The 19,774-nt window shown below is 65.5% G+C and carries 21 protein-coding genes; 12 read left to right on the top strand and 9 right to left on the bottom strand.

Annotated elements, in window-relative coordinates; translation table 11 throughout:
* Positions 1-23: 23 nt before the first annotated feature.
* Complete coding sequence (locus AC1DQQ_RS11465; protein ID WP_478045232.1) at positions 24-2,396, bottom strand: TonB-dependent receptor; 2,373 nt, start codon at positions 2,394-2,396, stop codon at positions 24-26.
* 126 nt (positions 2,397-2,522) lie between these two features.
* Between AC1DQQ_RS11465 and AC1DQQ_RS11460 the strand changes: the two genes are divergently transcribed.
* The gene (locus tag AC1DQQ_RS11460) at positions 2,523-3,191 is read left to right on the top strand and encodes a TetR/AcrR family transcriptional regulator (RefSeq protein WP_478045231.1); all 669 of its coding nucleotides are present in this window, start codon (positions 2,523-2,525) and stop codon (positions 3,189-3,191) included.
* 75 nt (positions 3,192-3,266) lie between these two features.
* On the opposite strand, the gene AC1DQQ_RS11455 is transcribed toward AC1DQQ_RS11460, so the two are convergent.
* The 6 genes from AC1DQQ_RS11455 to AC1DQQ_RS11430 form a co-directional block, all read right to left on the bottom strand.
* Complete coding sequence (locus AC1DQQ_RS11455) at positions 3,267-3,650, bottom strand: MerR family transcriptional regulator (RefSeq protein ID WP_478045230.1); 384 nt, start codon at positions 3,648-3,650, stop codon at positions 3,267-3,269.
* An 11-nt stretch (positions 3,651-3,661) separates the two neighbouring features.
* Positions 3,662-3,961 carry an integration host factor subunit alpha gene (locus AC1DQQ_RS11450; RefSeq protein ID WP_478033173.1) on the bottom strand — a complete coding sequence of 100 codons (300 nt, stop codon included), beginning with the start codon at positions 3,959-3,961 and terminating at the stop codon, positions 3,662-3,664.
* A 144-nt stretch (positions 3,962-4,105) separates the two neighbouring features.
* Positions 4,106-5,071 (bottom strand): beta-ketoacyl-ACP synthase III, encoded by a 966-nt coding sequence (locus AC1DQQ_RS11445; RefSeq protein WP_478041393.1) that lies wholly within the window; start codon positions 5,069-5,071, stop codon positions 4,106-4,108.
* Positions 5,068-6,114 carry a phosphate acyltransferase PlsX gene (plsX, locus tag AC1DQQ_RS11440; protein WP_478033176.1) on the bottom strand — a complete coding sequence of 349 codons (1,047 nt, stop codon included), beginning with the start codon at positions 6,112-6,114 and terminating at the stop codon, positions 5,068-5,070. The genes AC1DQQ_RS11445 and plsX overlap by 4 nt, the downstream gene beginning before the upstream one ends.
* 27 nt (positions 6,115-6,141) lie before the next feature.
* Positions 6,142-6,321, bottom strand: a complete 180-nt coding sequence (gene rpmF, locus AC1DQQ_RS11435; RefSeq protein WP_066804991.1) for a 50S ribosomal protein L32 — start codon at positions 6,319-6,321, stop codon at positions 6,142-6,144.
* Between the two features lie 119 nt (positions 6,322-6,440).
* Positions 6,441-7,397, bottom strand: coding sequence for an acyl-CoA desaturase (locus AC1DQQ_RS11430; RefSeq protein ID WP_478045228.1), 957 nt, complete (start codon positions 7,395-7,397; stop codon positions 6,441-6,443).
* Positions 7,398-7,482: 85 nt separating this feature from the next.
* On the opposite strand from AC1DQQ_RS11430, the gene AC1DQQ_RS11425 reads away from it, so the two are divergent.
* The 6 genes from AC1DQQ_RS11425 to AC1DQQ_RS11400 all read left to right on the top strand — a co-directional run bounded on the left by AC1DQQ_RS11425 (position 7,483) and on the right by AC1DQQ_RS11400 (position 12,043).
* Positions 7,483-7,797 carry a metalloregulator ArsR/SmtB family transcription factor gene (locus tag AC1DQQ_RS11425; protein WP_066827055.1) on the top strand — a complete coding sequence of 105 codons (315 nt, stop codon included), beginning with the start codon at positions 7,483-7,485 and terminating at the stop codon, positions 7,795-7,797.
* 46 nt (positions 7,798-7,843) lie between these two features.
* On the top strand, positions 7,844-8,281 hold the full coding sequence (locus tag AC1DQQ_RS11420) for an MAPEG family protein (protein ID WP_478045226.1): 438 nt from the start codon (positions 7,844-7,846) through the stop codon (positions 8,279-8,281).
* 105 nt (positions 8,282-8,386) lie between these two features.
* Positions 8,387-9,145 (top strand): sulfite exporter TauE/SafE family protein, encoded by a 759-nt coding sequence (locus tag AC1DQQ_RS11415; protein WP_478033181.1) that lies wholly within the window; start codon positions 8,387-8,389, stop codon positions 9,143-9,145.
* Positions 9,146-9,198: 53 nt separating this feature from the next.
* Positions 9,199-9,993, top strand: a complete 795-nt coding sequence (locus AC1DQQ_RS11410) for a cytochrome b/b6 domain-containing protein (RefSeq protein ID WP_478045224.1) — start codon at positions 9,199-9,201, stop codon at positions 9,991-9,993.
* Complete coding sequence (locus AC1DQQ_RS11405) at positions 9,990-10,748, top strand: molybdopterin-dependent oxidoreductase (RefSeq protein ID WP_478033183.1); 759 nt, start codon at positions 9,990-9,992, stop codon at positions 10,746-10,748. Before AC1DQQ_RS11410 ends, AC1DQQ_RS11405 begins: the two co-directional genes overlap by 4 nt.
* Before the next feature lie 62 nt (positions 10,749-10,810).
* Positions 10,811-12,043, top strand: a complete 1,233-nt coding sequence (locus AC1DQQ_RS11400; protein ID WP_478045222.1) for a class I SAM-dependent methyltransferase — start codon at positions 10,811-10,813, stop codon at positions 12,041-12,043.
* Positions 12,044-12,211: 168 nt separating this feature from the next.
* Here the strand turns inward: AC1DQQ_RS11400 and hemA are convergent, their stop codons facing one another.
* Entirely contained in the window at positions 12,212-13,456 is a 1,245-nt protein-coding gene (gene hemA / locus AC1DQQ_RS11395; RefSeq protein ID WP_478045221.1) for a 5-aminolevulinate synthase, read from the bottom strand.
* A gap of 198 nt (positions 13,457-13,654) precedes the next feature.
* Here hemA and AC1DQQ_RS11390 point away from each other — a divergent pair, with 198 nt between their 5' ends.
* Positions 13,655-13,828 carry a hypothetical protein gene (locus AC1DQQ_RS11390; RefSeq protein ID WP_478045219.1) on the top strand — a complete coding sequence of 58 codons (174 nt, stop codon included), beginning with the start codon at positions 13,655-13,657 and terminating at the stop codon, positions 13,826-13,828.
* 274 nt (positions 13,829-14,102) lie between these two features.
* Here the strand turns inward: AC1DQQ_RS11390 and murI are convergent, their stop codons facing one another.
* Positions 14,103-14,894, bottom strand: coding sequence for a glutamate racemase (gene murI / locus AC1DQQ_RS11385; protein ID WP_478041400.1), 792 nt, complete (start codon positions 14,892-14,894; stop codon positions 14,103-14,105).
* A 135-nt stretch (positions 14,895-15,029) separates the two neighbouring features.
* Between murI and plsY the strand changes: the two genes are divergently transcribed.
* From plsY to topA, 4 genes are all read left to right on the top strand, one after another.
* Complete coding sequence (gene plsY, locus AC1DQQ_RS11380) at positions 15,030-15,599, top strand: glycerol-3-phosphate 1-O-acyltransferase PlsY (RefSeq protein ID WP_478041550.1); 570 nt, start codon at positions 15,030-15,032, stop codon at positions 15,597-15,599.
* Positions 15,592-16,671, top strand: coding sequence for a DNA-processing protein DprA (gene dprA, locus AC1DQQ_RS11375; RefSeq protein ID WP_478045217.1), 1,080 nt, complete (start codon positions 15,592-15,594; stop codon positions 16,669-16,671). Before plsY ends, dprA begins: the two co-directional genes overlap by 8 nt.
* 113 nt (positions 16,672-16,784) lie before the next feature.
* A complete protein-coding gene (locus AC1DQQ_RS11370) occupies positions 16,785-17,159 on the top strand; it encodes a hypothetical protein (protein ID WP_478045216.1) in 375 nt (124 codons plus the stop codon).
* 59 nt (positions 17,160-17,218) lie between these two features.
* Positions 17,219-19,762, top strand: coding sequence for a type I DNA topoisomerase (gene topA / locus AC1DQQ_RS11365; RefSeq protein ID WP_478045214.1), 2,544 nt, complete (start codon positions 17,219-17,221; stop codon positions 19,760-19,762).
* Positions 19,763-19,774: the final 12 nt, after the last annotated feature.

The following is a 19,774-nucleotide window of genomic DNA, read 5'->3' as shown; positions in this document are numbered from 1 at the left end:
CTCATCCCCCTTTTACCCTGCCATCAGAATTTGAGCGAGAAGGTTCCGAACACCTGGCGCGGATTGCCGTAGAAAGCGGTGGCGATGCCTTCCTTGCCGAGCGTCGGGGTGACGCCACCGGTCGGGGTGTAGAGAATCTGCCCGGTTGCCGCATTCGCCGCCAGATACTGATAGCCGCTGGTCTTGTAGCGGACATCGGTGATGTTCTTGGCGTGCACGCCGAACGAATATTGCCGCTTCGACCCGAAGCTGTAGGTCAGGTTGGCGTCCCACAACGTGTAGCCGGGCTGGTCGAGGAACGGGCTCGCCACCTCGAACTGATGCGTCAGGCTGCGATACGACACCGTGGTCGAGGCGTTGAGATCGCCGCTGGCCACCGGCACCGTCCCGCTGAGCGTTCCCGACACCGTCCATTTGGGCGTGTTCTGGAACTGGCGATATTGCGACACCTCGGCACCGGTCGGGCCGATATAATGTTTGTACTGCGGGTCGATATAGCCAAGCGTGCCGCTGAGCGTGATGTTCGACCGCGGGCCAGCGAAATCGCGCGCCAGAATGGCATTGGTCTCGAGTTCGACGCCCTTGATCTTGGCCTTCGCCGCGTTGGTCGTGATGCCGCAGAAGCTAGCCACACCGCCGATCGTGCAGGCCACCGAACCCGGGATCTGGACGTTGGTATAGTCGGAATAGAAGCCGTCGAGTGCCCAGGTCAGCCGCTTGTCGAACGCCGACCCCTTCCAGCCGATTTCGTAGCTCTTGACCGATTCGGGATCGAACGAGAGGTAGTTATAGATGTCCTGATAGGTCCGGCCGGCCGCCGGATTGCTGATCGGCGCCGAGGTGCCCGAGCCGCGCGGATCGAACCCGCCGCCCTTGAAGCCTTCCGAATAGGACACGTAGAACATGTGATCGGCGCTGGGCTTGAACGAGAGGCTGGCACGCGGCGTGAAGCGCTTGAAGTTCGCCTCTCCGCGGAAGTTGGTCGACGCACCGAGGTTGAGCGTCGGATTGCCACCGAACTCGCTGGTCGCGCCATAAAGCGGCCCGCCGAGGAAGTTCGCCTTGTAGACGAACGACTGGCGTTGATCCCAGGTATAGCGCCCACCGAGCGACAGGCTCAGCTGCGGGGTGAAGTCAAAGGTGAAGTCGCCATAGATGGACGAGGTCTCGGTCCGCACGTCGCCGGCGGTATAGGCATCGAGATTGGCCAGCGTGGTGTTGAGCAGCACGTCGAACGCGGTCGAGGCCTTGGCGCCGAGATAATAGAAGCCGACGATGCCGTTGACCTTGCTGCTCGACCATTGGAACTGGAATTCCTGGCTGGTCTGTTCGTTGCGATAGACCGCGGGCACGTCGACATCGACCGACGGCGTCGAATCGAAGTCGATCGGGGTGAAGCTGCGGTCCTTGCGCCAGGCGCTGATCGACTTGAAGGTCAGATTGTCGGTCAGCTTGGCGGTCGCGGTCATCGACAGGCCGCCGGCCTGGATATCCTGTTTGGGGAAATTGAGCCCGGCATTGGTGTCATAGACATTGTCGAGCACCGGCGACCCGGTCAGCTTGCCGGCGAACAGGCGATGGCCGTTGCGCGGCGCCGATTTGTCGTGAGTGTAATCGCCGGTGATGCGGACGAGCAGGCGGCTGTCGGGCGTTTCGAACTCGATCGTGCCGCGGCCCGCCCAGATGTTCTTGTTGTAATTGTCGATGCCGAGATTGCGGTTGCGGCCGAACCCGTCGCGAGTCAGCCGCGCGCCCGACACGCCGACCCGGAGCATCGACCCGATCGGCGCCGACAGGCTGACGATCCCGTCGGCCTGGTTGTACGAGCCATAGGTACCGCGCGCGGCGACTTCGAAATGATCGGGCAGCCGGCGCGTGACATATTTGATCGCGCCGCCGATCGTGTTGCGACCATAAAGCGTGCCCTGCGGCCCACGCAGCACCTCGATCCGCTCGACGTCATAGATGTCGAGCACCGCGGCTTGCGGACGATTGAGATAGACGTCGTCGAGATAGATGCCGACACCCGCCTCGAAGCCCGGAACCGGATCCTGCTGACCGACGCCGCGGATGAAGGCGGCGAGCGTCGAATTGGTGCCGCGCGCATCCTTGATCGTCGTGTTCGGCGTGGTGTTCTGGATGTCGGTCAGGTCGACCGCGCCCATCTTGTCGAGCTTGTCGGCGGTGAACGCGGTCACCGCGATCGGCACGTTGAGCAGGGTTTCCGAGCGGCGGCGCGCGGTGACGACGATATCGGCCGGTGCGTCGGCGTTCGCCTGGACATCGTCCGCGACCGGCTGCGCCGCCGGCGTGTCCTGCGCGAAGGCCGGGCTGGCGAACAAGGCGGCGGCGGCGACCCCGATATAGAGTGCGCGTGCGTGACGGTGACGGATCATCCCTTCAAACCCTCCCAATGGTCTATCGTCCGTACGGGAAACGACCCGGTTGAACGCTTGTTGATCCGGCCTATACTGAAACCTGAACCGGGTTTCAACTTGCCGGTTGATGGGGAGGCGAAAAGAATGGTCCAGCGTGGCTCAACTGCAACGCCTGTCGTCGGGACCGGCGGTGCCGGTGCCCGTGGGCTCGATGCCGTTGCCAGCGCGGGAAAGGCGCCGCGCACCGAGCGCGGGCGGCGAACGCTGCGCGCGCTGCTCGATGCCGCGGCGGTCGAATTCGGCGAAAAGGGATTTCACGACGGGTCGATCAGCGGGATCACGCGCCGCGCCGGTGTCGCGTTGGGCAGTTTCTACACGTACTTCGATTCGAAGGATGCGATCTTCCGCGCGCTGGTCCGCGACATGTCCGATCAGGTCCGCGACACCGTCGCCCCGGCGATTCGCGCCGCGCCCGACCAGATCGCCGCCGAGCGCGCCGGCCTATTGAGCTTCCTCGAGTTCGTGCGTGGCCACAAGGAGATCTACCGCATCATCGACGAGGCCGAGTTCGTCGACCCGGCCAGCTTCCGCGCGCATTACGCGACCACCGCTGAGCGTATCGAGCAGCGGCTGAAGGCGGGCGCCGAGCGCGGGGAGATCCGCGACGACGTCTCCGATATCCACGCTTGGGCAGTAATGGGGATGAACGTGTTTCTCGGGCTGCGTTATGGGGTGTGGGATGAGGATCGCACGCCGGAAGCGGTGGCGGACATCGTCGCTGAAATGCTGCGCGATGGGTTGCGGGCGCGGTAAGGCTACCGACCGCGGCGCTTCCATAGGCCGCCATCCCCGCGAAAGCGGGGATGGCGGAAATTGGAGGCGGCGAGCCTACCCCTCGAGCGCACCCGCCAATAGGTTGCGAATCGCTCGGAGCGCGCTCAAATCCACGGGTGACCCCAACACTGGAACAGGCGCAACAGGAGCCGCAGGTGTCGCCTCGACCGTAGCCGCCGCTCCCCCGCGCCCCTCGCTCGCCAGCAGTTTTTGCACGCCGCGGATCGTATAGCCCTGCTGGTTGAGCAGGTCGTCGATCCGCCGGATCAGCGCGACATCCTCTGGCCGGTAATAACGGCGCTTGCCGGCGCGCTGCAGCGGACGCAATTGTGCGAAGCGCGTTTCCCAATAGCGCAGGATATGCTGGGGCAATCCAGTGTCTTGCGACACCTCGCCAATCGTACGGAATGCGCCAGCCGCCTTACCGAGCGCGGCCATGCGCTGCTCCGTCAGCCCGCGTCGACGATGCGGTCGCGCATCATCTGACTGGCGCGGAAGGTCAGCACGCGCCGCGGCGCGATCGGCACTTCCACACCGGTCTTGGGATTGCGGCCGATTCGCTGACCCTTGTCGCGCAGGACGAAGGTACCGAAGCCCGAAATCTTGACGTTTTCGCCACGCGCCAGCGCGTCGCACATGTGATCCAGGATTTCCTCGACCAACTTGGCCGAATCGGCCCTGGATAACCCCACTTCACGCTGTAACGCGTCGGACAGATCAGCCCGCGTCAACGTACCCACAATTGCCATTCACACCCTCCCTTGCGTGGCAGAAACTTGCCGTAACACAATGGAGGAACGCATGAAATGGGCTTAGTGACCCTTTATGGGGCAGGGCTCGCACCGCGGAACCGGTTACCGGACGTAATAAGGCTATGGCCAGACCGGCCGACCTCAGATGCGGACGACCGCAGCGCCCCAGGTGAAGCCCCCGCCCATCGCTTCGAGCACGACGATTTGTCCCGGCTTGATCCGCCCGTCACGCACCGCGGTGTCGAGCGCGAGCGGGACCGACGCGGCCGAGGTATTGGCATGCTGGTCGACCGTGACGACGACCTTTCCGGCCGCCAGCCCGAGCTTGCGCGCGGTCGCGTCGAGGATGCGGGCATTGGCCTGGTGCGGCACGACCCAGTCGACATCACCGGGGACCAGACCCGCCGCGGCGAGCGATTCGTCCATCACGCTGGCGAGGTTGTTGACCGCGTGGCGGAACACTTCGCGTCCCTTCATCCGCACCTTGCCGACCGTGCCGGTGGTCGACGGCCCGCCATCGACATAGAGCAGTTCATTGTGGCGGCCATCGGCATGGAGCCGGCTGGCGAGGATACCGGGGCCGTCCTCGGCGACGTCCCGCGCCTCCAGCACCACCGCGCCGGCGCCGTCGCCGAACAGCACGCAAGTGGTGCGGTCTTCCCAATCGAGGATCCGGCTGAACGTCTCGGCGCCGATCACCAGGGCGCAATTGGCGCTGCCGGTCTTGATCAGGCTGTCGGCGACCTGGATCGCGTAGAGGAAGCCCGAGCACACCGCGCCGACGTCGAACGCGACGCAATCGTCGATCCCCAGCATCGCCTGGACCTTGGTCGCGGTGGCCGGAAAGGTCTGGTCGGGAGTCGCGGTGGCGAGCACGATCAGGTCGACCTCGTCCGCCGCCTTGCCTGCTGCGGTCAGCGCCGCGCGCGCCGCGTCGGCGGCCAGCGTGCCGGTTGTTTCGTCAGGGCCGGCAATGTAGCGGAAGCGGATACCGGTGCGCTCGACGATCCACTCGTCGCTGGTGTCGACGGTCTCGGCGAGTTCCGCGTTCGACACGCGCCGCATCGGCAGCGCCGACCCGGTTCCGGTGATGACCGCACGCCTCACGCAACTGCTCCTTCGGGTTCATGCGCTTCGAAATATTTGAGATCCTCGGCGATCTTGCGCGCCAGGTCGTCGCGCACGCTCTTCGCCGCCACCGCGATCGCGTTGGCGACCCCGGTTTCGTTGGCGCCGCCATGGCTCTTCACGACGAGACCGTTGAGGCCGAGAAAGACCGCGCCATTGTGATTGTTGGGATCGAGGTGGTGGCGCAACAATTCGGTCGCCGGGCGCGAGATCAGGAAGCCGATTTTCGACCGCACCGAACTGCTGAATGCGCGGCGCAACAAATCGGCGACGAATCGGGCGGTACCCTCGGCGGTCTTCAGCGCGATATTGCCGGAAAAGCCGTCGCACACGATCACGTCGACATCGCCGCGCGACAATTTGTCGCCCTCGATGAAGCCGGCAAAGGTCAGCGGCAAGTGGGTCGCGTCGCGCAGTGCCTGGGCGGCGTTGCGAATCTCACCGGTGCCCTTCTGGTCCTCGGTACCGATGTTGAGCAACGCGACGCGAGGGCTGGCGAGGTCGAGCTGGGTGCGGGCATAGGCCGCGCCCATCACCGCGAACTGCATCAAATTGCGCGCGTCGCACTCGGTATTGGCGCCGAGATCGAGCACAACCGTGTCGTTCGCGCCCAGGCTGGGCATCAGCCCGGCGAGCGCGGGGCGGTCGATCCCCTTCATCGTGCGCAGCGAGACCTTGGCCATCGCCATCAGTGCGCCGGTATTTCCCGACGACACGGCGGCGGCGGCGCGGCCCTGTTTGACCAGGTCGATCGCGACGCCCATCGATGTGATCTTGGCGCGGCGCAGCGCGGCGCTGGGCTTTTCGTCGCCCTTGATCACCTCGGGCGCGTGGACGATTTCGGAATTCGCCGTCAGATTGGGGTGATTCTTCAACCCCTCGGCGATCTTCGCCTCGTCGCCGACCAGGAAGAAATGCGTGCCGTCGAACCGGCGTCGCGCTTCCGCGACGCCTGCCAACATTACCGCCAACCCCTCGTCACCGCCCATCGCGTCGATGGCGATCCAGGAGTTGGTGGTCACGCGACAGTCCCCCTAATTGGGCCCCGATCAGCCTTCGACCGAGACGACCTCACGGCCATTATAATGGCCGCACGACGGGCAGAGGTTGTGCGGACGCTTGAGCTCGCCGCAATTCGGGCACTCCTGGAACGACTCGACCGAGAGCGCATCATGCGCGCGGCGCATGCCACGGCGAGAGGGCGAGGTTTTCTTCTTGGGAACGGCCATTGCGGCGACAACCTTCAACTATCGAATTGATCAAGACGACTAGGCCCGGACGTTTATCGGCGCAACCGACGGGTCGGCCACGCGGTACAAAGGCTCGGGATGCATCGCGAAGCGTGCGCCTATAGCGATTTGGCGCGCCGTTGCAACCCGCGCGGCGTCGCGGTCAGCCGCCGCTCGCGCGACGGCAGCGCGTCGGGTGTGCAGACGTCCCAGGCGAGTCCTAGCCGTTGCAGCAGGCGGATCAGCACGAACCCCCAATCGCTCTGCCCCGGATAAAGCCCGATCCGCGCCGAGCCGGGAAAGGCGTGGTGATTGTTGTGCCATGCCTCGCCCATGGTCGGGATCGCCGCCCAGGGCACGTCGTGCGCCTGCACGCCGGCCGCGTCGACCAGCCAGGATTGCGGGCCGTGGCGATGCGCGAGATGGCCGACCAGCCAATGACCATGGACCGAGATCGCGACGCGCGCGCAGACGCCCCACACCACCCAGGACCAGCCGGCAATTGCCCAGCAGGCGAGCGCGATCGGCACCTGCTGCGCCATCCACCAGCGATCGAGCAACCGATAGAAACCCTGCCGCTCGAGCGCGCCGAGGTCATAAGCCGGCGGGTGAGCGAGATCGAGCCGGCAATGCAATTGCCACCAGGCATCGATCAGCGGCGGCCGGCGATGCGCGAGATAATCGTGACAATCCGCCTGGCGCTGCGCCCAGTCGCGCAGATCGTGGGTGCGAATCATCCAGAACGGGCCGCTCATCCCGACCGCGGTGCCGCACCAGACCAGGAAATATTCGATCGCGCGCGGGGTCCGGAAGCTGCGATGGATCATCAGGCGGTGAAAGCCGACCGAATGGCCGAGCAACAGGCCGCCGCCGGTGGTGAGGACGAACAGCAGCAGCGCGCCGGGCGTCGCGACCAGCGGTCCGGCGATCAGCGCCACGCCTGCCATGCCGCCATTCCACAGCGAATGGAGCGGATCCCAGCGCACGCGGCCGGTCGACGGGTCGGCGCCCGGCGTTTCGACCAGCCAGTTGACCGCGCATCGATCGTGATCGGCCCAATGCTCTCGCTGACTCATGGCGACACCCCTATTATTTAAGCCGTACCTTAATTACCTAATTGCCATCTGGAAAGTATTTAAGCAAGCGCCTAATAAGGCATTCATGCAACGCGTCTTCGAAGCCCTGGCGTCCACCACCCGCCGCAAGATCCTGGCCTATCTGTCCAAGGCGGAAATGACCGCGGGCGAGATCGCCGCGCGCTTCGAGATTTCCAAACCCGCGGTGTCGCAGCATCTGAGCGTGCTCGAGAATGCAGGGCTGGTGACGAGCGAGAAGCGCGGTCAGTATGTCCATTACCGGCTGGTCGAGGACAATCTGGCCAACACGCTGAACGGCTATCTGCAGGAAGTCTGCCCGGTGTCGCGCCCGCTCAAGGTCGAGAGCGCGGCCAAGGCGGCGCGGCGGGATGAAGGCTGAGCAATAACGAAACGCCGCATCCACGGAAACCAAGGGGAGGATTGCCATGATATTACCGGTAACGCTCGTGATCGCGGCAGCGACCGGGCTGATCAACGTCTGGCTGGCGTTCGGCGTCGGGCGCGATCGGGTGAGCAGCAAGGTCATGCTCGGCGATGGCGGCGAGGCGGCGATGACCGCCAAGATCCGCGCGCACGGCAATCTGACCGAATATGCGCCGACCGTGCTGATCCTGATGGCGTTGATCGAACTGGCGAGCGGGCCGAGCCTGTGGCTGTGGATCGTTGGCGCCACGTTCATCGTGGTGCGGCTGGCGCACGCCTTCGGCATCGTCCGCCCGGCGCCCAGCGTGTTGCGCACGATCGGCGCGCTCGGCACCTGGCTGGTGATTCTGGTCCTGGCGATATGGGCGCTGGCGATCAGCTATCAGGCCGAATGGACGCCGCCGGTGCGGTCGATGCAGGTCGCTCCGCCCGCGGCGTGATCCGGGTTAGTGCGTTGATCCTTCCTCGCCAGGGATGCGTTCGCGCCTTGGCCTGACGCGATTGCGATCTCGACTTTTGCCGCCAACGCTTCAAGGGAGCGGGCGATGAGTCCGACCCTTTCCCTCCTCTTCGCGTTCGGCGCGGGCGCTGTCGGCGGCGCGATGAATGCGCTGGCGGGGGGCGGGACGTTCGCGACCTTGCCGTCGCTGCTCGCGCTGGGAATTCCCGCCAACGCCGCCAACGCGACCTCGAACGTCGCCTTGCTGCCAGGCGCGGGGATGAGCGCCTGGGCGTTTCGCGACGAGCTCGGGCCGGTCGGCGGGGTCGGGGTCCGGATATTGTCGGCGATCACCTTCGTCGGTGGGCTGGCCGGGAGCGTGCTGCTGGTACTGACCCCCAGCCATGCGTTCGACGTGATCATCCCCTGGCTGGTGCTGTACGCCTTTGTCGTACTGGCGTTCGGCAAGCACGCCGCGGCCTGGCTGCGCGAGCGCGTGACGATCGGGCGCGGCAGCCTGATGGTCGTGCAGATGCTGCTCGGCATCTATGGCGGCTATTTCGGTGGTGGGGTCGGGCTGATGACGACGGCGACCTATGGCCTGCTCGCCGGGCACACGCCGCGCGAATTGTTCGCGCCGCGCACGCTGATGCTGGCGATCGCCAATCTCGCCGCGGCATTCGTGTTCATCGCCGCCGGTATGGTGCGCTGGATCGCGTGCCTGCCGATGCTGGCGGGATCGGTCTTCGGCGGCTGGGCCGGCGCGCATATCGGCAAGAAATTGCCTGCATCCGCGGTGCGCGTGTGGACGTTGCTGGTGACGGGCGTGACGACGATCGTGTTCTTCGCGCGCGCTTATGGCTAAACGAAGCGTCGATCGCGTGTAACCGGTCGGGCGTATCGTTCGAAGGAAGCATGATGGACGAACCGGACGCCCCCGCTGAATCCCCGGTCGCTCGGCCGCTCGCGACCAATGTCGTTTATCGCCACCGGCTGGCGACGCGGATCTGGCACTGGATCAACGCGATCGCGATCTTCATCATGATCGGCAGCGGCATCGGCATATTGAACGCGCATCCGCGGCTCTATTGGGGCCAGTACGGCGCCAATTTCGATCATGCCTGGCTCGATCTGAGGCCATACGGCAACATCCTGCGCTCGGGCTGGCTGACGATCCCGGCCGGATACAATCTCGCCATCTCGCGGCGCTGGCATCTGCTGTTCGCGCTGGTGCTCGCCTTCGGGCTGCTCGCGTTCATGATCGCCAGCCTGATCAACCGCCATTTCCAGCGCGACCTGCGCGTCCGCGCCAGGGAAATCGCGCCGCGCCATCTCTGGGCCGACCTGCTCGCGCATCTGCGTTTCGACTTCCACAATCCCGACGATCCGGCGGCATACAATACGCTCCAGAAGCTCGCCTATGTCGCCGCGATCTTCGTCCTCATCCCGCTGATGATCTTCACCGGGCTGGCCATGTCGCCAGGGATGGACGCGGCCTGGCCGTGGCTGATCGAGCTATTCGGCGGGCGGCAATCGGCGCGCTCGATCCATTTCATCGCGGCGTCGGGAATCGTGCTGTTCGTCATCGTCCATCTGACGCTCGTCATCCTCGCCGGACCGATCAATGAAGTCTGGTCGATGATCACCGGCCGCTGGAAACTCCCCGCTGCGCCCAACCCCGAGCCGACGCCCGAACCGGAGGCCGCCGAATGACTCTCATCACGCGACGCACGCTCGTCACCGGCGGCGCGCTGGGCGCCGGGCTGCTGCTGTCGGGCTGCGACAAGCTCGCCCAGCAACCCGGCTTTCGCCGCATCCTGTTCTCGGGCGAAAAGATCAACATGGGCCTGCAGCGCGCGCTGATGGACCGTAACGCGCTCGCCCCCGAATTCAGTGCCGAGCAGATGTCGCCGGTGTTCCGCACTAACGGCAATTCCAACCCGAACACCGCCGATTACAACCGCCACGTCGCAGAGAATTTCGCCAATTGGCGGCTCGAGGTCGGCGGATTGGTCGACCGGCCACTACGCCTCAGCCTGAGCGATATCGGCGCCTTTCCGCAACGCGCGCAGATCACTCGTCACGATTGCGTCGAGGGGTGGAGCGCGATCGGCAAGTGGCAGGGGCCGATGCTGGGCAATGTGCTGAAGGCGGCGGGGGTGCGCAATTCGGCGCGCTACATCGTGTTCACCTGCGCCGATCTGTGGAGCGGCGCCCCCTATTACGAATCGATCGACATGGTCGACGCCTTCCACCCCCAGACGATCCTGGCCTGGGCGATGAACGACAAGCGCGTCTCGGTCGGCCATGGCGCGCCGATCCGGCTCAGGGTCGAGCGGCATCTTGGCTACAAGAACGCCAAATATGTCATGCGGATCGACGCGGTGGCGAGCCTCGCGGGGATCGGCCTGGGCAAGGGCGGTTATTGGGAAGATCACGTCAATTACGACTGGTATGCTGGCATTTGATCCGGCTTGGGGTGTCGTCAGGTCTTCCCGTCGCCGCAATCAGCCGATAGCAGCGGTCCGCTATGGCTTTGATCGATCTGTTCTTCGAGCGCGCGTTCAAGCGCGGCACGCTGTCCGTCACTTATGCCGACGGCACGACCAAGTCGTTCGGCACGGCGGACCCCGATTATCCCGATGTCGCGATCCGCTTCACCACCAAGAGTGTGCCAGGGCAGATCCTGCGCGACCCCGCTTTGGGTGTGGCCGAGGCGTTCATGCACGGCCGCATGGTGATCGAGCGCGGCGACATCATGCAGCTGCTGTCGCTGGCGAGTAAGAACAATCGCTGGGAAGACGCGACCGGCGCGCTCGATCCCGGCCTCGCCGCCAAGGCCGTGGTCGGGGTCAAGCGCAAGCTCGACCAGTTCAACCGCGCGCGGGCGGCGCGGGCCAACGTCAAGCATCATTACGACATCGGCAACGCGCTCTACGATCTCTTCCTCGACACCGACCGCCAATATAGCTGCGCCTATTTCGTCGACCGCGACGAAAGCCTCGAACAGGCGCAGCTCGACAAGAAGGCGCATATCGCCGCCAAGCTCGCGCTCAAGCCCGGCATGCGCGTGCTCGATATCGGCTGCGGCTGGGGTGGCATGGCGCTCTATCTGCACAAGACCTATGGCGTCGACGTCGTCGGCATCACGCTCAGCGACGAGCAGATCGCCACCGCCAAGCAGCGCGCGGCGGACGCCGGCGTGTCGGACCACGTCACGTTCCAGCTGATCGACTATCGCCACATGACCGGCACGTTCGACCGCATCGTCTCGGTCGGCATGTTCGAGCATGTCGGCCCGCCGCAATACCGCACTTTCTTCCGCAAATGCCGCGACTTGCTCAACGACGACGGCGTGATGCTACTCCACACGATCGGTCGCGCGGGCGGGGCCGGCGTGACCGACGAATTCACCGCCAAGTACATCTTCCCCGGCGGCTATATCCCGGCGCTGTCGGAAATCACCAAGGGCTATGAAGGCCTGCGCTATTACATGACCGACGTCGAGGTGCTGCGCCTCCATTATGGCTACACGCTCGAACATTGGTACGCCCGCGCCGTCGCCAATCGCGACAAGATCGTCGCGATGTACGACGAGGTTTTCTACAATATGTGGATCTTCTACCTCTCCGGCTCGTGCGTCAGCTTCCTCTATGGCGGGATGGTCAATTACCAGCTTCAGTTCGCGCGCAACCGCGATGCCCTGCCGATCACGCGGGATTATATGGGCGAAGAAGAACGGCGGATCGCGGCGAAAGTATAAGCCGGGTCGTCGCGATCAGGCTTGGCCGTCATGCCGGCCTTGTGCCGGCATCTACCGTGCAACAACGCCTCATCTCGGTTGTGGAAGAGTGGACCCCGGGACAAGCCCGGGGTGACGATTCAAACTTGATCGCACTCGTCTAAGGCCGACGCGCCCGAGCCTAGGGACCTACGCCGCCTTGCGCAGTTCCAGCTCGAGCCGGTTCCAGATGTCGACCAGCGCCTTGGTGAGATCGCGCATCATCGCTTCGTCATGCGCGGGGCCTGGCGTGAAGCGCAGGCGTTCGGTGCCGCGCGGCACGGTCGGGTAGTTGATCGGCTGCACATAGACGCCGTATTCGGCGAGCAGGATGTCGCTGATCCGCTTCGCCTTGACCGGGTCGCCGACCATCAGCGGCACGATATGCGTGTCGCCTGGCAGCACCGGCAGCCCCGCTTCGGCCAGCATCGCCTTGAGCATCCTGGCCGATGCCTGTTGGCCGTCGCGCTCGGCGGTCGAGGCCTTGAGGTGGCGCACGCTCGCCAGCACACCGGCGACCAGCACCGGCGACAGCGAGGTCGTGAAGATGAACCCCGGCGCATAGGAGCGGATGACATCGATGATCGTCTGGTCGGCCGCGATATAGCCGCCCATCACCCCGAACGCCTTGCCCAGCGTGCCCTCGATGATCGTGATSCGGTCGGCRACSYSGTCGCGCTCGGAAATGCCGCCGCCGCGCGGTCCGTACATGCCGACGGCATGGACCTCGTCGAGATAGGTCAGCGCATTGTAYTTGTCRGCCAGGTCGCAGATCGCCGCCAGCGGSGCGATATCGCCTTCCATCGAATAGACGCTCTCGAACGCGATCAGCTTGGGCGCGTTGGGGTCTTCGGCGGCGAGCAGTTCCTCGAGATGCGCRAGRTCRTTGTGGCGGAACACSCGCTTGTCGCAGCCCGAATTGCGGATSCCCGCGATCATCGAGGCGTGGTTGAGCTCGTCCGAGAAGATGATGCAGCCGGGCAGGATCTTGCCCAGGGTCGCCAAGGTCGCTTCGTTCGAGACATAGCCCGAGGTGAACAGCAAGGCGCCTTCCTTGCCATGCAAGTCGGCCAGCTCGCCCTCGAGATCGACATGATAATGCGTGTTGCCGCCGATATTGCGCGTGCCGCCCGAGCCCGCGCCGACATCGTGCAGCGCTTCTTCCATCGCCGCGATCACCTTGGGGTGCTGGCCCATCGCCAGATAATCGTTCGAGCACCACACCGTGATCGGCATCGGCCCGTTATGCCCGGCAAAACACCGCGCATTGGGAAACGCCCCCTTGTTGCGCAAAATATCGATGAACACGCGATACCGCCCTTCGGCATGCAGCCGGTCGATCGCCTGGGTGAATACCCGCGAATAATCGACGGGCCGCGCGGTGGAATCGCTCATGAGCTGCGCCAATAACGTGGGTTTTACCGATTTTCCATGGGTAAGAGGTGCAAACGCCGCAATCGCGAAACTGCTTTGTGTCAGCGCAAGTGTCGCATTGGCGTGGTATAGAGCGAGTCGTCGCCGGCGTTCACGGGTCCGAACAGGCCGGGCGATCGAGAGCAGGAACGCTCCCGCTTGAATTGTCGGAGCTTTGTGATGTCCAACCAGATTGGCCTCGAAGGCCAGGATTCAGATTATCTTGCCCGGCGCGAGGCGCAGGAACGGAGTGCCGCCGAGCAGTCCGCCGACCCCTCGGCGCGCCACGCGCATCAATTGCTGGCCGAACAATACGCCCAGCGATTGCGCATGGCGCCCCGACCCGCCGCCTAGGGTCTGTACCCACTAGCGGCGGGGATCGAGATTGCGTTGTGGAGCCCGTCGGCGAGGAGCGCAGCGCAGTCGCGTAGCTTGAGCTACGCGCAAGCAAGCGACGACGTCCGGCGGGCTCCACAACGCAACCGCGTAGCGGCGGGCGGATTTTGACGCGTGGAGGGCGTCGCTCGTCGGTCACGATGCATAATGCATCGCTCCCTCCTCGCTCCTACCCACGCGACAAAATCCGCTCCGTCTCGACCCCGCCGCTAGTGGGTACAGACCCTGGCCGCTAAAGCGATTCGGCGCGGTTGATGCCATAGCGCGCCAGCGCCGGGGCGAGGTGGCGTTCGGCATCGCCGAACCGGGTGAAGACGGCGCGATGGAGCGGCGTTTCGGGCCAGTCCTGCCCCTCCGTCAAATATACGACTCGCCGCGCGATTCCCGGCGCGCCGTCGACGAAGCGCACCGGATGCGGCGCGGCTTCGGCGAGTTCGTCGCCGACCAACGGGAAGTGGGTGCAGGCGTTGACGACGACATCGATGCGGTCGCCTCCCGGCTGGTCGAACAATCCGGCGATCGCCGCGCGATACTCGGCGATCGGACGCGATTCGCCGTGGAGCTTGGCTTCGGCCAGTTCGACCAATGCGGCCGAGCCGTGGCGCAGGACGGTGCAATCGCCGGCGAAGCGCGCGGCGAGATCGTCGACATAAGGCTGGCGTACGGTCGCATCGGTGCCGAGCACGCCGATCACGCGCGTCTCGCTGATCGCCGCGGCGGGCTTGATCGCCGGCACGGTACCGACGATCGGCACATCAAGCGCGGCGCGCACCGTGCCGAGCGCGATGGTCGAGGCGGTGTTGCACGCGATCACGATCAGTCGCGGGTCGTAGCGTTCGGCCAGCCGCCCGAGCAGCGCCGGTACCCGCGCGGCGATCTCCAGTTCGCTCTTGGTGCCATAGGGAAATCCCGCCGAATCGGCGACATAGACCAGGGGCGCCCGGGGCAGCAGCGCCTGGGTGGCGGCGAGCACCGACAGCCCGCCGACACCCGAATCGAACAACAATAAAGGGCGATCGTCCATGTACGGCCTCTAGGGGGATGCATCCATTCTGATCAAGATAAGTGGCATCCGCCAACGCGCTCGATTATGTACCCAGCCGATTGGGGGAGCGTTCAGGTGGCGACGGAATATCTGTGGGCAGCGCCGGCCGGCGCCATGCTGCTCGGTTACCTTCTCGGATCGATCCCGTTCGGCGTCATCCTGACCCGCGCGTTCGGCGCCGGCGACCTTCGTCAGATCGGATCGGGCAATATCGGCGCGACCAACGTGTTGCGGACGGGGCGAAAGGGCCTCGCCGCCGCGACCTTGCTGCTCGATCTCGCCAAGGGCGCCGCCGCGGTGCTGATCGCCGGCTGGCTGTTCCACGGCCATCAGATTCCCGCCGCCGCGGCCGCCTTGCTCGGCCATTGCTATCCGGTCTGGTTGAAGTTCAAGGGCGGCAAGGGAGTCGCGACCCTGATGGGGATCGTGCTCGCGCTGCACTGGCCTATCGGGCTGGTCTATGCCCTGGTCTGGCTGGGGCTGCTCGCGGTGCTTCGCATCTCGTCGGTCGCGGGCATGGCCGCCGCGATCTCCGCGCCGATCACGGCAGCGGTGCTGGGCGATTTCGATGCGGTGTTCCTGCTCGTCGCGCTGGCGCTGATCGTGTTGTGGAAGCATCGCGCCAATGTCGAACGGCTGATCCAGGGCAACGAGCCGAGGATCGGCGCCAAGAAGGATGGCTGACCCGCGGCTTGCGCGGCTGCGGCTGATCCGTACGCCGACGATCGGCCCCGTCACCTATCGCCAGTTGCTCGCCCGGTTCGGCAGCGCCGAGCGCGCGATCGAGGCCTTGCCCGACCTCGCCGCGCGCGGCGGCGGCAAGCCGCCCCGGATCGCCGACGCCGCGACCGTCGAGCGCGAGATCGCCCGGGTCGAGAAACTCGGCGCGCGCTATCTGTTCATCGACGACGCCGATTATCCGCCGCTGCTCGCCGAGCTCGACAATGCGCCGGCGGTGATGACGATCCGGGGCGATAGTGCTCTGTTCGCGCACACCAGCGTGGCGATGGTCGGCGCGCGCAACGCCTCGGCCGCGGCGTGCCGCTTCGCGCGCGGGCTGGCGGTCGAATTGGGGCGCGAGGGCGTGGTGATCGTCTCCGGGCTGGCGCGCGGGCTCGACACCGCGGCGCATCAGGGATCGCTGGCGACCGGCACGATTGGGGTGATCGCGAGCGGCATCGATATCGCCTTCCCGCCCGAGAATCGCGCGTTGCAGGAGCAGGTCGCCGAGCAGGGCCTGCTGATCGCCGAGCAGCCGCCGGGCAGCGAGCCGCTGGCGCGCAATTTCCCCCACCGCAACCGAGTCATCGCCGGGCTGGCGACCGGCACCGTGGTGGTCGAGGCGGCGCCGCGATCGGGATCGTTGATCACCGCGCGGCTGGCGGCGGAAGCGGGACGTGACGTCATGGCGGTCCCCGGCAGCCCGCTCGAGCCGCGCGCCCAAGGGTGCAATTTGCTGATCCGCGAAGGCGCGACCCTGGTCCAGTCGGCCGCCGACATCCTGGAGACGATCCGCCCGATCGACCCGCGCATGGTCCGCGCGCCGGCGAGCCCGTTCGACGGACGTCCCGGCGGCGAGCCGGACGATGCCGACCGCCGCGCGCTGACCGGCCTGCTTGGCCCGGTGCCGGTGGCGATCGACGAGCTGATTCGCCAATCGGGATTGCCGCCGGCAACGGTTGCGTTGGTCCTGCTCGAACTCGAACTGGCCGGCCGGATCGAGCGCCATGCCGGCGCAAGGGTCAGCACGGTTTGACTATCGCCCCGGGCGATAGCGCTTGTTCCGCCATAAGCGGCTGGGCAGAATTGGAGGCCGGGCGGTAAGGGATTGAGGATGGACCGCATGCTTTCGTTCGACGAGGTTCCCGCATGACTCCAAAAGCCGCCCGCTGGCTGTTCCGTGGTGCCGCGATCTATGGTCTGATCATCCTGTTGCCGCTCTATTTCCTCGAGCGGCAGGTCGCGGCACCGGCGGCTCGGCTCGACCATCCGATCTATTATTACGGCTTTGTCGGCGCCGCCGCGGCGTGGCAATTGGTCTATTGGACGATCGGCGGCGACCCGGTCGGCTACCGCGCCTTCATGCCGCTCGCCGCAGTGGCCAAATTCGGATTCTGGATCCCCAGCCTCATTCTATGGTTGAACGGACGCGCGCCGACCTCCACCTTTGCCGTGACGAACGGCGACCTCATCCTGGGAATTGCCTTCTTCCTCGCCTGGCGGAGCCTCAAGGCCCCGGCTTGACGGGCATCATCGGGGCTCCCCATCCTCGCGCGTACACGTAAGGATCGCTTTTCATCGCCATGCAGCTTGTCATCGTCGAATCGCCCGCCAAGGCGAAAACCATCGAGAAATATCTGGGCAGCGACTATCGCGTTCTCGCGAGCTACGGCCATGTCCGCGACTTGCCGCCCAAGGACGGATCGGTCGATCCCGATTCCGGCTTCGCGATGGATTGGGAAAATTACGCCGACAAGGCGAAGCAGCTCAAGGCGATCACCGACGAGGCCAAGAAGGCCGACCGCCTGATCCTGGCGACCGACCCCGATCGCGAGGGCGAGGCGATTTCGTGGCACGTCCAGGAAGTGCTGCGCAACCGCAAGGCGCTGCCCAAGCAGGTCGAGCGCGTCACCTTCAACGCGATCACCAAGGCGACCGTCACCGAGGCGATGAAGCATCCGCGTCAGCTCGACGAGGACCTGATCGATGCGTACCGCGCCCGCCGCGCGCTCGATTATCTGGTCGGCTTCACGCTCTCCCCCGTGCTGTGGCGCAAGCTGCCCGGCGCCAAGTCGGCGGGCCGCGTCCAGTCGGTCGCATTGCGCCTGATCGTCGACCGCGAGCGCGAGATCGAAGCGTTCGTCAGCCAGGAATATTGGTCGGTCGCCGCCACCCTGGAGCAGGACGGCACGCCGTTCACCGCGCGGCTGATCAAGTGGAACGGCGAGAAGCTCGACCGCCTGTCGATCGGCAAGGAAGGCGACGCGCTCAAGGCGAAAGCGGACGTCGAGAATGGCCGCTTCACCGTCCAGTCGGTCGAGACCAAGCCCGCGACGCGCAATCCGCCGCCGCCCTTCACCACCTCGACCCTGCAACAGGAAGCGGCGCGCAAGCTCGGCTTCTCGGCCAGCCATACGATGCGGATCGCCCAGGCGCTCTACGAGGATGGCGCGATCACTTATATGCGGACCGACGGCGTCCAGATGGACGGCAGCGCGATTTCCGACGCCCGCAAGGCGATCACCGAACGCTATGCCGCCAATTACGTCCCCGACAAGCCGCGCCAATACCAGACCAAGGCCAAGAACGCGCAGGAAGCGCACGAGGCGATCCGCCCGACCGATTTCCGCCGCGACCATGCCGGATCGGGCGACCATGCCCGACTGTACGAGCTGGTCTGGAAGCGCGCGATGGCGAGCCAGATGGCCTCGGCGCAGATGGAGCGCACGACGATCGACCTCGCCGACGGCACCGGGCGCCACGGCTTGCGCGCGACCGGCCAGGTGGTGCTCTTCCCCGGCTATCTCGCGCTCTACGAAGAAGGCCGCGACGACGAGGGCGATGAGGAATCGCGTCGCCTGCCGCGGTTGCGCGATGGCGACGTGCCGGCCAAGCGCGACGTCACCGCCGAACAGCATTTCACCCAGCCGCCGCCGCGCTTCTCCGAAGCGAGCCTGGTCAAGCGGCTCGAGGAGCTCGGCATCGGGCGCCCCTCGACCTATGCCTCGATCATCCAGACGCTCAAGGACCGCGATTATGTGCGGGTCGAGAAGAACCGCTTCTTCGCCGAGGAATCGGGCCGGCTGGTGACCGCGTTCCTCGAACGCTTCTTCGAGAAATATGTCAGCTTCGACTTCACCGCGGGGCTCGAGGACGAGCTCGACGAGATTTCGGGCGGGCGTGCGCAATGGCAGAAAGTGCTCGAGGCGTTCTGGCGCGACTTCAAGCCGCGCACCGCCGAGGTGATGGAGTTCAAGCCGTCCGAAGTGACGCAGCAGCTCGACCAGTTCCTCGCGCCCTATCTGTTCCCCGACAAGGCCGATGGCGGCGATCCGCGACTATGCCCCAATTGCGGGCTGGGCCAATTGTCGTTGCGCGGCGGCCGGTTCGGCGCGTTCATCGCCTGCTCCAACTATCCCGAATGCAAATATACCCGCCGCTTCGCCCAGGCGGGCGCGACGGATGGCGAGGACAGCGGTCCCGAATCGCTCGGCAAGGATCCCGAGACGGGGCTGGAAGTCGAGCGCAAGGCGGGCCGGTTCGGGCCGTATATCCAGCTTGGCGAAGGCAAGGACGCCAAGCGCGCGTCGATCCCCAAGGATATCGAGCTCGACCTCGATTGGGCCTTGAAGCTGCTGAGCCTGCCGCGCGAGATCGGCGCTCATCCGGAAACGGGCAACATGATCACCGCGTCGATCGGCCGCTACGGCCCCTATCTGGCGCATGACGGCAAATATGCCCGGCTGCAGTCGACCGCCGAAGTGTTCGAGACCGGGATGAACGCGGCGGTGGTCAAACTGGCCGAAGCGGCGGCGAATGGCGGCCGGCCGGCGCGCGGGTCGCGCGAGCCGTTGAAGGTGCTCGGCGCGCATCCGCGCACCGAGCTCGAGATCAAGCTGATGGAAGGGCGCTACGGCGCCTATGTCACCGACGGCACGACCAACGCGACCTTGCCCAAGACGATCGACAAGGATCAGCTGACGTTGGAGGAAGCGGCGCAATTGATCGACACGCGCGCGGCGGCGGCACCGGCCGGCGGCAAGGGGAAGCGCGGGGCGAAAAAGGCTCCGGCCAAGAAGGCTGCTGCGAAGAAAGCGCCGGCCAAGAAGAAGGCTGCGGCGAAGTGACCGTCACCCCAG

Source organism: Sphingomonas sp. P4_G3 (assembly GCF_056401105.1).
The sequence above is the reverse complement of the archived record's forward strand: the minus strand, read 5'-3'. Positions and strand labels throughout refer to the sequence as shown.

Bases quoted from the DNA above. Each gene is read 5' to 3' on its own strand.
- plsY (WP_478041550.1), top strand. From the start codon at position 15,030: ATGCTGCTCGGTTACCTTCTCGGATCGATCCCGTTCGGCGTCATCCTG.
- AC1DQQ_RS11425 (WP_066827055.1), top strand. From the start codon at position 7,483: ATGCAACGCGTCTTCGAAGCCCTGGCGTCCACCACCCGCCGCAAGATC.
- AC1DQQ_RS11415 (WP_478033181.1), top strand. From the start codon at position 8,387: ATGAGTCCGACCCTTTCCCTCCTCTTCGCGTTCGGCGCGGGCGCTGTC.
- AC1DQQ_RS11455 (WP_478045230.1), bottom strand. From the start codon at position 3,650: ATGGCCGCGCTCGGTAAGGCGGCTGGCGCATTCCGTACGATTGGCGAG.
- AC1DQQ_RS11460 (WP_478045231.1), top strand. From the start codon at position 2,523: ATGGTCCAGCGTGGCTCAACTGCAACGCCTGTCGTCGGGACCGGCGGT.
- AC1DQQ_RS11410 (WP_478045224.1), top strand. From the start codon at position 9,199: ATGGACGAACCGGACGCCCCCGCTGAATCCCCGGTCGCTCGGCCGCTC.
- AC1DQQ_RS11430 (WP_478045228.1), bottom strand. From the start codon at position 7,397: ATGAGTCAGCGAGAGCATTGGGCCGATCACGATCGATGCGCGGTCAAC.
- topA (WP_478045214.1), top strand. From the start codon at position 17,219: ATGCAGCTTGTCATCGTCGAATCGCCCGCCAAGGCGAAAACCATCGAG.
- rpmF (WP_066804991.1), bottom strand. From the start codon at position 6,321: ATGGCCGTTCCCAAGAAGAAAACCTCGCCCTCTCGCCGTGGCATGCGC.
- AC1DQQ_RS11420 (WP_478045226.1), top strand. From the start codon at position 7,844: ATGATATTACCGGTAACGCTCGTGATCGCGGCAGCGACCGGGCTGATC.
- AC1DQQ_RS11465 (WP_478045232.1), bottom strand. From the start codon at position 2,396: ATGATCCGTCACCGTCACGCACGCGCACTCTATATCGGGGTCGCCGCC.
- AC1DQQ_RS11450 (WP_478033173.1), bottom strand. From the start codon at position 3,961: ATGGCAATTGTGGGTACGTTGACGCGGGCTGATCTGTCCGACGCGTTA.
- AC1DQQ_RS11405 (WP_478033183.1), top strand. From the start codon at position 9,990: ATGACTCTCATCACGCGACGCACGCTCGTCACCGGCGGCGCGCTGGGC.
- dprA (WP_478045217.1), top strand. From the start codon at position 15,592: ATGGCTGACCCGCGGCTTGCGCGGCTGCGGCTGATCCGTACGCCGACG.
- murI (WP_478041400.1), bottom strand. From the start codon at position 14,894: ATGGACGATCGCCCTTTATTGTTGTTCGATTCGGGTGTCGGCGGGCTG.
- AC1DQQ_RS11390 (WP_478045219.1), top strand. From the start codon at position 13,655: ATGTCCAACCAGATTGGCCTCGAAGGCCAGGATTCAGATTATCTTGCC.
- AC1DQQ_RS11370 (WP_478045216.1), top strand. From the start codon at position 16,785: ATGACTCCAAAAGCCGCCCGCTGGCTGTTCCGTGGTGCCGCGATCTAT.
- AC1DQQ_RS11400 (WP_478045222.1), top strand. From the start codon at position 10,811: ATGGCTTTGATCGATCTGTTCTTCGAGCGCGCGTTCAAGCGCGGCACG.